The sequence below is a fragment of the Polaromonas sp. genome (assembly GCF_029945925.1).
Classification (GTDB): domain Bacteria; phylum Pseudomonadota; class Gammaproteobacteria; order Burkholderiales; family Burkholderiaceae_C; genus Polaromonas.
Genome location: NZ_JAQSDN010000054.1, coordinates 154,916 through 166,708, shown reverse-complemented (window position 1 = coordinate 166,708; position 11,793 = coordinate 154,916). Strand labels below are relative to the sequence as shown.

The window sequence follows — 11,793 nt, the reverse complement described above, 5'->3', positions numbered from 1 at the left end:
TTTCGTTGGAAATACGCGCCTCCTTCAGGCTCATACCTCGTTGGACAAGGCTGCGGCTTGCGGCCGTCCGGGCCAAAAAGGTAAAATCGTGCAACTTACTTTCCCCCGTTTGCAGGAACCACCATGTCAAGCCCCGCTGATCGCTCCACCAACGCCGCCCACAGCAGCCCCACGCCCGCCCAGGAACAGGACGCCGTAGAAGCCATTGTGCCGCTGATGCCCATCGTGCTGCCCGTTGCTGGCGCCGTCTTGATGTTCCTGCTGGCCTTTATCGCCATTTACATGGCTTGAGCCATTGGATGATGCCCGCCGCAGTGAACTGAAGGGCACGCTCTCTCCCATCCAGGCAATCGGCCTCGAATCCTTCTTGGATACATGGCCGGAGGCTCAGGCCGTCAAGGACGGGATGAACCATCCACCTTCTGAGCCACAATCTGAATCTGGGCCAGCACGTTGCCGTGAGTCTGATCCACGGGCACCCCCGCCAGGAACAGACGGCGCCTTAGCGTGTTGACGATGCCTTGGTCATATCCCAGCTTTCTCTCCAGCTTCAAGTAAATCCTGTTCAACAGTTTGCTGCTACCGACGCGGTCGCCGAATTTGAACTGGATGGAAAAATCATAGTTATCGCTCTGCAACTCGGCGGAGACAATCCGGGCTCCGGGCAATGACGAGACCATGCTCTCAAGCTCATGGGATACCGGGCTCCAGGACTGTGGCTTTCGCAACCTGAAGGTCATCTTATGATCAGGATTGAAGCGGCTTGGGAAAAATCCCTGCTCGTACAGGTCTTCATCTGGCACCGTCAGCAAAAGATAGCCGCCGGGCTTGACCAAGGCCCACCATTCAGTAAGGGCATGAACTGCATTGAACATATGCTCGAGGCAATGCGAACTGCAAACGGCGTCGTAAGCGCCGACGGGCCTGAATTTCGTAATATAGTTTGCATCACCCTGCGAAACATCAAAGCCCTCGGCCGAAGGGCAGATCAAGTCGTTGCCCGCACCAATGTCAATCACGCGCCCTTGCAGGAATTCCTGAAGGGGCGCGAGTCCGCGAATATTTATAGTTTTACTTGACTCTTTCATGCGCGCGAAGGATACCAGACCCGCTCACGGACACCCCATTCAACCGGCCAGACCAGCCAAATTCACACGATGAACCAGATCCTTCAGAGAGTCTCCGATTTCGCCTACCCCAAGGCCGCCTGGTTTGGCTTGGTCATGCTTTTCGGCATTCCTTGGTCGCATGCATTTTTTTACATCGGGCTGGTGGGAATGCTTGCCTGCCTGCTTGCTTCACCGACTCACTATAAGCACTTCATCGCTGCTTGCCGGGAAAACATCGCGCTGCTAGCCATTCTGCTTTTCGCCTATATCGCAGTGGGCTTGCTCTATACACACGCACCGATGGAACTGGCCATCCACGATGTGAAGAAATATCGAAAACTCTTGCTGATTCCGGTATTTTTGATGATCTACCGCGACGGCAAGTGGGCGCAAAGAATGATCGCGGCCTATGGCTGTGGCGTATTCATCCTGCTGTTGCCAACAATGCTGGATGGAACAGGGGTGGCAAGATTTTTGTCGCTCAATTTATCCCGGTTTGAAAACGTTGGCTACAGCGCAGAAACGCGGGTTTATTGGCGCAACCATATTGTTCACGGCTTCCATGCCGCGATGTTGTTTGCCATTTGTATCCTCTCGGTCATTGGCCGCCGCAAGCTGGCGTGGCTACTCCTCCCTGTCGCAGCAATCTGCCTGGTCAACATCGTGTTTTTCATCCACGGACGAACGGCGTTAATTGCCTTGCTGGCCGTCAGCCTGCTACTGGCCATCAGCTACATCGCCAACCTGCGCCTCCGAATCTTTCTGGTGGTTGTCATCTTTGCGTCCAGCATCTTCGCGTACCAGTTTTCAGAAAAAATCCACGCGCGGGTAAGCTCTGTCGCGCAAGAAGCCCGCAATTACATGACGGATTCAGATGTCAGGACAAGTGGAGGAATTCGGCTTCATTATTGGAAAATGAGCGTGAAGCTGTTCATCGAAGCACCCCTGTTCGGCAAGGGGCCGGGTGCGTTTCGTGAAAGTCTCGTCCGGCCCGACAACCCCCTGCGCGCCGAAACGCACAAACATGCCCATAACGAGTACCTGACCCTCTTGTCCCAGCACGGCCTGCTTGCGCTGCTCCTGTTCACGCTTCTGGTTCGTGAAATCTATCGACAGGCCGGGCGTCAGGACCCGTGGCTCAAAGGTGTGGTGAGCCTGGGGCTCGTCATTTTCCTGATCAGCGCCGCTACAGACTCCTCGCTGAACAACGAATCGGAGGGCTGGACTTTTGTTCTGCTGGCGTGCCTGGCCAATCTTCGCCCATCCGACAACGCCACGGCTTGAATTCATGCTCTCGAAGCTTCTTTCTGCGCTCGACGGTCGACTGAAGCAGGCGGCCATTGCAACGACAACGCCTCCATTGAAAAAGCCCGTCAGCACCGCCTCTTCACAGGAATACATAGCCGAAGCAGGTTACAGAAAACTCGGGTGGAGGGCCTTGAGAAGGCGCCTGGTTTTCAGGCTGTCGGGCCAGGCGAAATTCAAGATCAACTCGCTGGAGAATATCGGCAAACGCGGGCTTTGGCTTTACTTTGGCGAAGGGCAGATAGGCGACGCCTTGATGGATCTGGCGCCGCGGTCTCTTCTGCATGCGCAAGGGTTCAGCATGGATCTGTTGACCGACAAGGCCCTTGCCCGCCTGTTTCACGGTGATCCCTGGCTTGCAACCGTCACCGGCGACGTTTCTGTGGTGGCCGGTGTACCTTACGACTTTGTGATTGTTCTGAGCCACAAACGGCGGTCCCTTCAGCCCAAGACCCGATATTTTCGCGGATTGCCCTGGGCGTCTATCCTAGAGGATTTCACAGGGCCCAATTTTGACAGGTCCGGCTACGCAACCCAGCGTCTGGCCGACTTGCTGGGACTAGAACTGAGCCCCGCCGAGTTTTCACAGCATGCCTGCCAGAAGCTCAAACCCTGCGAGGCTTCTGCCGGTCTGGAACAGCAGACCTCACAACTGGAGCAAGCCATTGCGCTCTCGGTCGGAGGTGTAGACCCGTTGCGCACCTATACACGCTGGCCCGAAGTGATGAAGCAATTGATGCGGCGGGGAAAACGTGACTTCCTTCTCGTCGGCGGCGATAACGGCATGGCTGAAGCGGGACAGATAGAACGGGAGTTTGGTGATTCAGCGCACGTGCACAACTACGTGGGCAAAAGCTCGCTTGAGCAAAGCCATTGCCTTCTGGCAGCCTCGCGGGTCGCTGTTTGTGCAGACGGAGGCCTGATGCACCTTGCGGCGACCACCCAGGCACCCCTGATTGGTCTTTTCAGCTCTGCCATCCGGCCTCAATGGAGACTGCCATCGCGTCCGGCGACCATGGCCATCTGCTCGACTTCGGCCGACATCAACGACGCGCCCCCGCAGGAAATTGCTGAAAAGATCTTGCTGCTGTACGACGAACCTCGTCGCTGACCTTCCGTCCTGTCTTGCGGCCCTCTCCGCCGGGCAGGCACAGATACCACAGGCGGCACCACCGGCGTAGCGCGCCGGCATGCCCGAGCCCGTGTTTTTCCGGCGGGCCCAAGCAACACCTCAGCGACTGCATTCAGCGCCTCCAGGTCACGACTGCTCGAACCCTTCCGGTTGATATGCATAAAGTCATGCAGGTTCTGCATATCTTTTGCCTGTAACGCCCATGTAACCCATGCCGATGTTCTTAAAATGGCTTTTCCGGCAGGCCCGTGGAAGCCTGAAAAGCACGCCACAAACTGCCTTTTAGACTTTAACCCCACAGTACATCCAGACTGTGGCCCGCCTGCAGACCAGGACTTGCCGATCGCAGGCCTTGCCTTCTGTCCGGCTGGTCGAAGCCTTGCGTGATGCGCGCCCGCAAGCCTTATTTCGGTAAACGCCTCGCGGCCACAGCCCTGCTGTCTCCCCGGCGTTTTCCGAAATGACGCTTTTTAACTTTGGAGCTTTTCGATGAACCACCCCGCGATGCAAGGGCTGAACCTGAACACACCCGGTTATGTCAAGAACGCCAGGCTCATTGCCTGGGTGGCCGACATGGCTGCACTGTGCAAACCGGACAACGTGTACTGGTGCGACGGCAGCGATGCCGAGTACCAGCGCCTGTGCCAGCAACTGGTCGACGCCGGCACCTTCAAAAAGCTCAACGAAGCCAAGCGGCCGAACAGCTTCCTGGCCTGTTCCGACCCGAGCGATGTCGCACGCGTGGAAGACCGCACCTACATCTGCTCGGCCGACAAGGAAAACGCCGGCCCGACCAACAACTGGATGGCCCCGGCCGAAATGCGCAGCACGCTGCAGCCGCTGTTTGACGGCTGCATGAAGGGCCGCACCATGTATGTGGTGCCCTTCAGCATGGGTCCGCTGGGATCGCACATCGCCCACATTGGCATTGAACTGACCGACAGCGCCTATGTGGCGGTGAACCAGAAAATCATGACGCGCATGGGCAAGGCGGTGTTCGACGTGCTCGGCGTCGACGGCGCGTTCGTGCCCTGCGTGCACACCGTGGGCGCACCGCTGGCCGAAGGGCAGAAGGACGTGAGCTGGCCCTGCAACAAGACCAAGTACATCGTGCATTACCCGGAGACGCGGGAAATCTGGTCTTACGGCTCGGGCTACGGCGGCAACGCGCTGCTGGGCAAGAAATGTTTTGCGCTGCGGATTGCCTCGAACATGGGCCGCGACCAAGGCTGGCTGGCCGAGCACATGCTGATCCTGGGCGTGACCAACCCCCAGGGCAAGAAATACCACGTGGCAGCGGCGTTCCCGAGCGCCTGCGGCAAGACCAACTTCTCGATGCTGGTGCCGCCCGCCGGCTTTGACGGCTGGAAGGTCACCACGATTGGCGACGACATCGCCTGGATCAAACCCCATGCCGACGGCAGGATGTACGCCATCAATCCGGAAGCGGGCTACTTTGGCGTGGCCCCCGGAACCAACTTCCACACCAACCCGAACTGCATGGCGAGCCTGGACAAGAACGTCATCTTCACCAATGTGGCGCTGACGGACGACGGCGACGTGTGGTGGGAAGGCATGGAAAAAGACGGCGGCAGCCTGCCGGCCCACCTGATCGACTGGCAAGGCAAGGACTGGACGCCACAGATCGCGAAAGAAACCGGTGCCAAGGCCGCGCACCCCAACGCCCGTTTCACGGTGGCGGCGATCAACAACCCGGCGCTCGACCCGGAATGGGACAACCCGGACGGCGTGGCGATTGACGCCTTCATCTTCGGTGGCCGCCGCTCCACCACCGTGCCGCTGGTCACCGAGGCCCGTAGCTGGATGGAAGGGGTTTACATGGCCGCCACGATGGGCTCGGAAACCACGGCCGCCGCCGTCGGCCAGATGGGTGTCGTGCGCCGCGACCCGTTTGCCATGCTGCCTTTCTGCGGCTACAACATGAGCGACTACTTCCAGCACTGGCTGGACATGGAGCACAAGCTCGAAAGCCTGGGCCACACCCTGCCCAAGATCTTCTGCGTGAACTGGTTCCGCAAGGACGATGCCGGCAAGTTTGTCTGGCCGGGGTACGGCGAGAACATGCGCGTGCTCAAGTGGATGATCGACCGCCTCGAAGACCAGGCCCAGGGCCAGGACACCATTTTCGGCATTGCGCCGCAATACGCCGAAATCAACTGGACCGGCCTGGACTTCAGCGCCCAGCAGTTCAACACCGTGACCAGCATCGACAAGGCGGCCTGGACCGAAGAGCTGAAACTGCACGCCGACCTGTTCAAGCAACTCGAACATCACCTGCCGAAAGAGCTGGGGGAGACCAAAGCCGCGATTGAGCGCCGTCTGGCGGCCTGACCGGCCCCTGGAAGAGTCTGGGCGCGGCGCATGATCTGCGTTGCACCCCGGGCGTTGTGGGCAAGCCGCCCGGACGCAAAAAAAGCCACCCGACCGGGTGGCTTTTTTTGTGGCAACGCAGGCGCAGGAAGCGCGCCTGGCAACTCAAATGTAGTAGCTGGGGTAAGCACGCAACACGCGGCTGCCCAAGTCGATGGGCTTGTCTTCCCGCGCCTTGGCCGCTGCTGCGGCAACGACGGGCGGCACACCAGCCGCTTCGTCCGTGGCTTCCTGGCGTGCCATGGCGACCTGCAGGTCGGCCATCACACGGGGGTCCGCCTTGGCGGCTTCCCACAGCCGGACATCGGCACGCGCCTGGGCAATGGCGCTGGACCAGGCGTCCAGTGCCGTGAGCACACGCGCTGCCAGCCGGCGTGCGGTGCCGGCAAAAAGGGCCATCACGCAGAAGGCGACCACCCACATGGCGACCCAAGCCACCAGCAAATGGCCTTCGGCCCAGTTCTCGACGAGCTGGTCGGCCACCACCACCATGGCTGCAACGATGGCCGCCAGCAACAGGCCCGCCAAGCCCCGGGTGCTGTCAAAACCTTTGCGCAGTTGGCGAGCCGCACCCACGGCAGACTCAAAGCGTGCCACACCGGGATGTTCGGCGGGATATTTGATGTTGACAAAACTGGTCATGATGGTTCCCCTGATGAGTGCCACCACCGGTATTGGTTTGGGCACAGAGGGATATTAGGGTTAACACTGATGTTATTCAACTTTATCTTTATGATGCAATCTATTCACAATGGTGATAACTTGCACTGGATCAGAAAAAATCGTGACGCCGCCTAACTTCCGCACCCTGGACCTGAACCTGCTTCGCGTGTTTGACGAGGTCATGGCAGAACGCAGCCTGACGCGGGCGGCTCGCAACCTGTCGCTGACGCAGCCCGCCGTCAGCAATGCGCTGCGCCGCCTGCGCGAGACGCTGGGCGACGAGCTGGTGCAGCGCAGCGGCCAGGGCATGGCGCCCACGCCGCGCGCACTCGCGATCTGGCCGGCCGTGCGCGAAGCGCTGCAACAGCTGCAGGAGTCGCTGATTCCCAGCACGTTTGTGCCCGGCGAGGCCCATTCCACGTTTGTGCTGGCCATGGCCGACGCAACCGCCGCCGAGTTGATACCGGGGCTGGTGGACATCCTGGAACACGAGGCGCCGGGGGTGTCCATCCGTGTGGTGCCGCTGACAACACGCGACCCGCGCAAACTCCTTGACGAGGAAGCCTGCGACCTGGCGATCGGCTACTTTCCCGCCGTGCTGGCGGACCTGACGGCCCGCGCCCAGAGCGGCGAGGTCATGCCTTTTTTGCACCAGCGACTGTATGACGGCGAATATGTGTGCGTGATGCGCGCCGGCCACCCGCTGGCCAGCGGCCCTTTCACGCTGAACCGGTTTTGCGCTGCGCGCCACATGCTGGTGAGTTTTTCCGGCCGGCCCTACGGATTTATTGACGAGTCACTGGCTTCGCTGGGCCGCAAACGCAAGGTGGTGCTGACCGTCAACCAGTTTTTCACGGCCGGCCGGGTGGTCGCCAACTCCAACCTGCTCACCGTGCTGCCCCGCCACTTTGTGCGGGTCACAGGCATTGCCGAGCAGCTGGTGCTGCGGCCCCTGCCCTTTGACGTGTCGCCGGTGCATGTCGATGCGGTGTGGCACCGCCGCTCCCAGCAGCACGGCGCCCATGTCTGGCTGCGCCAGGCCTTGGTACGCGCCGCCGACAAGGCCTTTTCAGGCTGAGGCCGCCGGACGGGGCATCCCTCGGCCAGCCCTGGCCACCACCGCGGGTCGCCGGCGTGAACCTTCAGGACGTATCAGCGGACCACGCTGAGGTAAGCGCGCGCCGCACGGCGCAGCTCCTGGGCCTGCTGCGGGTTGCGTCCGGCGCGGGCTTCGGCACGCTCCATCAGGTTGTGTGCCACCCCATGAACCGGCGCCACGGCACGGGGCAAGGGGAGAAAACGGAAAACCTGCGAAAGAAGGGTGTACATGTCAGGGGTGCCAGCCAGGGGCGAAAAATTGCGACACCCCGACATTAAGGGTTTTCCCTAGGGTTGCACGCCCAAAACACCGCCAGCCTCATGCATTTAGCGCATAGTTAGCCTGCCAGCCCGCATAGCGGTCGTTTCGGCCTTCCTGGGGCCTTGCGGGCATGCTCGCGGGCTGAAACGCGCCGGTTGTCGGTGCCGAAGCAGGCTTCCTGCACAATCGACAGGTGAACATCCAGCTTCTGTCCGACCTGCACCTTGAATCCAACCCGCATTTCGTGGCCCAACCCGCCCCCGGGGCCGACCTGCTGGTGCTGGCGGGCGATATCGGCTCCTACCAGCCGGGATCGCTGCTGACCGACATGCTGAATGACGGCGACTTCGGACTCGCCCGCTTTTCCCCCCTGCCGGTGGCGCAGGGCGGCGCGGCCTGGCCCACGCCGGTTTTTTTCCTGCCCGGCAACCACGAGTACGATGGGCAGGACTTCGAGGCCACCCACGCGCGCCTGCGCGAGACCTGTGAACGGCTGGGCCTGGTCTGGCTGGAACGCGAGACTGTGCAGTGGCAGGGCATCCGTTTTGTCGGCTGCACCTTGTGGACCGACTTTGATGCCCTGACCACCGCACAGGCGGCCGACGGCAGCCTGACTACGGGCGATGTCCTCAAGGCGCGTGACAAGGCCTTTCGCGCCGCCAATTTTTACCTCCGCAAAAACCACGCCTTCCGGGATGGCCAGCCCATGCTGGCCGACGCCGTGCGCGAACTGGGCCTGCAAAGCCAGGCCTGGCTGCGGCAGGCGCTGGCACTCCCCTTTGACGGCCCGACCGTGGTTGTCACGCACTTTGCGCCCAGCCTGCTCAGCGGCGACCCGCGCTACGGCCTGGCGCCCGGCACGGCGGGGTTCTGCAATGCGCTGGACGATCTGCTGGCGCAGGCGCAGCTGTGGCTGCACGGCCACCTGCATTGCCCCAACGACTACGTCAAAAACGGCTGCCGGGTGGTGGCCAATCCGCTCGGTTATGCCCGCAAGGGCGAGCAGGACGGATTCAAGCCCGATTTGTTGATCGAAATCGGAGCTCAGCCCATATCCGGCGGGCGCAACCAGCTATCAAAACAATAGCGCAATCCCGGGAAGAAACTCACACCCCGGGGCTGCCCAGCGTGAAGAAGAAGCGGGCCCCCTCGCCGCGGGCCGACTCTGCCCAGATCTGCCCGCCATGGCGCGTAATGATGCGCTGGATGTTGGCCAGCCCCACCCCCGCACCGGGGAACTCCTGCGGCGCGTGCAGGCGCTGGAAACTGCGAAACAGCTTGTCGACATGGGCCATGTCGAAGCCCTCGCCGTTGTCGCTGACCACGTAGACGGCTTCCACGCCTGCGGCCGGCGCCGACTGCAGGCCAAAACTGATCTCCGTGTGTGTCTGCCGCGACGTGAATTTCCAGGCATTGCCGAGCAGCTCCTGCATCACCAGCCGCAGCAGCATCGCATCGGCCTGCACCACCAGGCCCTCCTGGATGCGGATGCGGCGCGCGCGCGCGGGCTCTTCCAGCTGCAGGCTGTCCATCACACTGTGCGCGACGGCGCTGAGGTCCACCGCCTGCACGCGCAGCTGCACGCGCGACAGGTTGGCCAGTGCCAGCAGGGCTTCCGTCAGTTCCCCGGCCTGCCGCACGCCGGCCTTTATGCGGTTGATGTAATGCCTGGCGCGGTCGTCCGTCACCCGGCGCTCGAGCAAACCGCTGAAGCCGCCAATCGCAATAAAGGGCTGGCGCAGGTCATGGGCCACCGAATGGGCAAACTCCTGCAAGTCCCGGTTGGACGCTTCGAGCTGGGCGGTCCGCCGCCCCACCCGCTGTTCCAGTTCGGCGTTGACCAGTGCAATGCGCGCCTCCGACCGCTTGCGCACCGTGATGTCGCGCAAAACAATGTTGGCGCAGGGCGTGTTGTTCGAATCCAGGAATATCGACGACGACAGCTCGCACTCGAAGGCCGTCCCGTCACCGCGCAGCATGCGCAGCTCGCCGCGCGTTTTCCCTTCACGCTGGCGTTCGTCGAGCAGGGCCTGCAAGCGGGTGTCGCCGGGGTCCACCAGCCCGCCCCGGCCGCGCTCGCGCAACTCCTCTTCACTCATGCCAAACAACTCACAGGCGGCGGCGTTGGCATTGAGCACCTGTCCGTCCGGACGGGTTTGCAAAATGCACTCCAGGCTGGTTTCAAACAGCTGGCGAAAATGCTCCTCGCTGTTGCGCAGGGCCAGCTGGGCGGTCTGGCGTTCGGTGATGTCCATCAGGGTGCCCGCCATCAGCGCCGGCTGGCGGTCGCCGCCCCATGCACAGACGCGGCCGCGCGACAGCGCCCAGATCCAGCGGCCGTCCTTGTGGCGCAGCCGCACCTCGCAGTCAAAGTAAGGCGTCCTGCCGGCAAAATGCTGCTTGAGCAGTCCATCGGCGTGGAGCAGGTCCCCGGGGTGGGTCAGGTCGCGCCAGGTCTGGATGTTCAGGGGCAGCATCTCATCGAGCGTGTGGCCGGTGATGGCAGCCCAGCGTTCGTCGAAGCGGGTTTCCCCGGTCTGCACATTCCACTCCCAGGTGCCGACATTGGTCCCCTCCACGATGCTGAGCAGGCGCTGCTGCTCGTGCGCCAGGTCCAGCGTAATGCGCTGGGCCACGGACAGCGCCCGGGCCCGGCTGCTGCCGAGCAGCCAGAGGCACAAGGCCAGCAGCAGGCTCAGCAGGACCCCGCTGAGTCCGAGCAAGGCCGGCATGAGGCTGGCCGCCTCGGCTTCAAACGCAGGCGTGGTGCTGACACGCAGGGTCAAGGTGCGGCCACCGGCCAAAACCGGCCGGGAGGTAGAAAAAAGGCGCTGGGCGGCGTGGTCCGTCACGGGGTCACCGCGGCCCGCCGCCAGATGCCCGTCGAGGTCGTACACCCGGGTCTGTGCGTTCAGCGGTTCAGCGTCGAAAAGCTCGAAATCCGCCTGCCCCTGGGTGGCCTCGGCCGCCCCCTGCAACACCTCGCTGACCAGCATGGGCGCAAACAGCACCCCGATCAGGAGCGCCTGGCGTTGCGCCGGCGTGCTGAGGTCCGCCCCCGGGCGATAAACCGGCAACAGATAAACCCACCCCGGGCTTTGCTGCTGGTCCTGCACCAGGGTGGTTTTTCTGGTCAGGGTGGGCTCGCCCGTCGCCACCGCACGTTCGATGGCCTCGCGGCGTAAGGGGTCTGCCCCGACGTCCAGGCCCAATGCCGCCTGGTTGCGGGCCTGGGGTTCCATGAACTTCACCACATACAGGTCGGGCGTACTGGGGGTGGTCGGCGAGCCGGGCATCGCGCTGACGGCAAAGGCCGGTTCATCGTCGGCTCGTTCGGCGGCAATAAAACGGTCCAGGTCCTCCCGCAGGACCCGGGCCATGAAACCAAACCCGCGCACGCCCGGAAAATCGCGCCCCAGCTGGCTGAACTGCACATAGGCCCGAAACTCGGCCCGCTCGACCGAGTTGCTGGCCGCATAAACACCGGCGGCGCCGCGGAGCCCAAGCAGCGGGGCATTCAGGCGGTCCTGCACATCGGTCTGGACACGGTCTGCCAGCCGGTCGAAACGCTCCCTGGCCTGGCTCTGAAACGTGTTGTTCACCCAGAAAACGCCGGCCCCGGTAAAAAGCAGGCCAAGCATCAAGGCCAGCCCCGCCATGGCCATCGCCAGACGCTGGCTCCGCAGGGACTGGGCGTCCGTGGCCGCCAGCTGACGGGTCATGGCCGGTCCGGCAACGCCCGGGAGACGCGGGCGCCCAGGCGCCTGTCGGGCACCGGTCGGGCCGGTTTCATGCGCAAAGCGGACGACTTCATGGGTTGGAACGGAGTTTCC

At 62.4% G+C, this 11,793-nt stretch carries 10 protein-coding genes; 6 read left to right on the top strand and 4 right to left on the bottom strand.

What is annotated here, in order from left to right; all coding sequences use genetic code 11:
• Nucleotides 1-123: 123 nt before the first annotated feature.
• Nucleotides 124-291: a hypothetical protein gene (locus tag PSV40_RS19220; protein WP_300540895.1), complete on the top strand. Its 168-nt coding sequence runs from the start codon at nucleotides 124-126 to the stop codon at nucleotides 289-291.
• A gap of 104 nt (nucleotides 292-395) precedes the next feature.
• Here PSV40_RS19220 and PSV40_RS19215 read toward each other — a convergent pair whose 3' ends face one another.
• Nucleotides 396-1,088 (bottom strand): methyltransferase domain-containing protein, encoded by a 693-nt coding sequence (locus PSV40_RS19215; RefSeq protein WP_300540893.1) that lies wholly within the window; start codon nucleotides 1,086-1,088, stop codon nucleotides 396-398.
• A 69-nt stretch (nucleotides 1,089-1,157) separates the two neighbouring features.
• Between PSV40_RS19215 and PSV40_RS19210 the strand changes: the two genes are divergently transcribed.
• The 3 genes from PSV40_RS19210 (at nucleotide 1,158) to PSV40_RS19200 (ending at nucleotide 5,898) form a co-directional block, all read left to right on the top strand.
• The gene (locus PSV40_RS19210; RefSeq protein ID WP_300540891.1) at nucleotides 1,158-2,393 is read left to right on the top strand and encodes an O-antigen ligase family protein; all 1,236 of its coding nucleotides are present in this window, start codon (nucleotides 1,158-1,160) and stop codon (nucleotides 2,391-2,393) included.
• Between the two features lie 4 nt (nucleotides 2,394-2,397).
• On the top strand, nucleotides 2,398-3,525 hold the full coding sequence (locus PSV40_RS19205) for a glycosyltransferase family 9 protein (protein ID WP_300540889.1): 1,128 nt from the start codon (nucleotides 2,398-2,400) through the stop codon (nucleotides 3,523-3,525).
• Nucleotides 3,526-4,035: 510 nt separating this feature from the next.
• The gene (locus tag PSV40_RS19200) at nucleotides 4,036-5,898 is read left to right on the top strand and encodes a phosphoenolpyruvate carboxykinase (GTP) (protein ID WP_300540887.1); all 1,863 of its coding nucleotides are present in this window, start codon (nucleotides 4,036-4,038) and stop codon (nucleotides 5,896-5,898) included.
• Nucleotides 5,899-6,042: 144 nt separating this feature from the next.
• On the opposite strand, the gene PSV40_RS19195 is transcribed toward PSV40_RS19200, so the two are convergent.
• Complete coding sequence (locus PSV40_RS19195; RefSeq protein ID WP_300540885.1) at nucleotides 6,043-6,579, bottom strand: hypothetical protein; 537 nt, start codon at nucleotides 6,577-6,579, stop codon at nucleotides 6,043-6,045.
• A gap of 109 nt (nucleotides 6,580-6,688) precedes the next feature.
• On the opposite strand from PSV40_RS19195, the gene PSV40_RS19190 reads away from it, so the two are divergent.
• Nucleotides 6,689-7,678 (top strand): LysR family transcriptional regulator, encoded by a 990-nt coding sequence (locus PSV40_RS19190; RefSeq protein WP_300540883.1) that lies wholly within the window; start codon nucleotides 6,689-6,691, stop codon nucleotides 7,676-7,678.
• 74 nt (nucleotides 7,679-7,752) lie between these two features.
• Here PSV40_RS19190 and PSV40_RS19185 read toward each other — a convergent pair whose 3' ends face one another.
• On the bottom strand, nucleotides 7,753-7,929 hold the full coding sequence (locus PSV40_RS19185; protein WP_300540881.1) for a hypothetical protein: 177 nt from the start codon (nucleotides 7,927-7,929) through the stop codon (nucleotides 7,753-7,755).
• Nucleotides 7,930-8,153: 224 nt separating this feature from the next.
• Here PSV40_RS19185 and PSV40_RS19180 point away from each other — a divergent pair, with 224 nt between their 5' ends.
• On the top strand, nucleotides 8,154-9,047 hold the full coding sequence (locus PSV40_RS19180) for a metallophosphoesterase (RefSeq protein WP_300540879.1): 894 nt from the start codon (nucleotides 8,154-8,156) through the stop codon (nucleotides 9,045-9,047).
• 19 nt (nucleotides 9,048-9,066) lie between these two features.
• Here the strand turns inward: PSV40_RS19180 and PSV40_RS19175 are convergent, their stop codons facing one another.
• Nucleotides 9,067-11,682, bottom strand: coding sequence for a CHASE domain-containing protein (locus tag PSV40_RS19175; RefSeq protein WP_300540876.1), 2,616 nt, complete (start codon nucleotides 11,680-11,682; stop codon nucleotides 9,067-9,069).
• Between the last annotated feature and the right edge of the window lie 111 nt (nucleotides 11,683-11,793).

Bases quoted from the DNA above. Each gene is read 5' to 3' on its own strand.
- PSV40_RS19175 (WP_300540876.1), bottom strand. From the start codon at position 11,682: ATGACCCGTCAGCTGGCGGCCACGGACGCCCAGTCCCTGCGGAGCCAG.
- PSV40_RS19205 (WP_300540889.1), top strand. From the start codon at position 2,398: ATGCTCTCGAAGCTTCTTTCTGCGCTCGACGGTCGACTGAAGCAGGCG.
- PSV40_RS19185 (WP_300540881.1), bottom strand. From the start codon at position 7,929: ATGTACACCCTTCTTTCGCAGGTTTTCCGTTTTCTCCCCTTGCCCCGT.
- PSV40_RS19210 (WP_300540891.1), top strand. From the start codon at position 1,158: ATGAACCAGATCCTTCAGAGAGTCTCCGATTTCGCCTACCCCAAGGCC.
- PSV40_RS19215 (WP_300540893.1), bottom strand. From the start codon at position 1,088: ATGAAAGAGTCAAGTAAAACTATAAATATTCGCGGACTCGCGCCCCTT.
- PSV40_RS19195 (WP_300540885.1), bottom strand. From the start codon at position 6,579: ATGACCAGTTTTGTCAACATCAAATATCCCGCCGAACATCCCGGTGTG.
- PSV40_RS19190 (WP_300540883.1), top strand. From the start codon at position 6,689: ATGGTGATAACTTGCACTGGATCAGAAAAAATCGTGACGCCGCCTAAC.
- PSV40_RS19200 (WP_300540887.1), top strand. From the start codon at position 4,036: ATGAACCACCCCGCGATGCAAGGGCTGAACCTGAACACACCCGGTTAT.
- PSV40_RS19220 (WP_300540895.1), top strand. From the start codon at position 124: ATGTCAAGCCCCGCTGATCGCTCCACCAACGCCGCCCACAGCAGCCCC.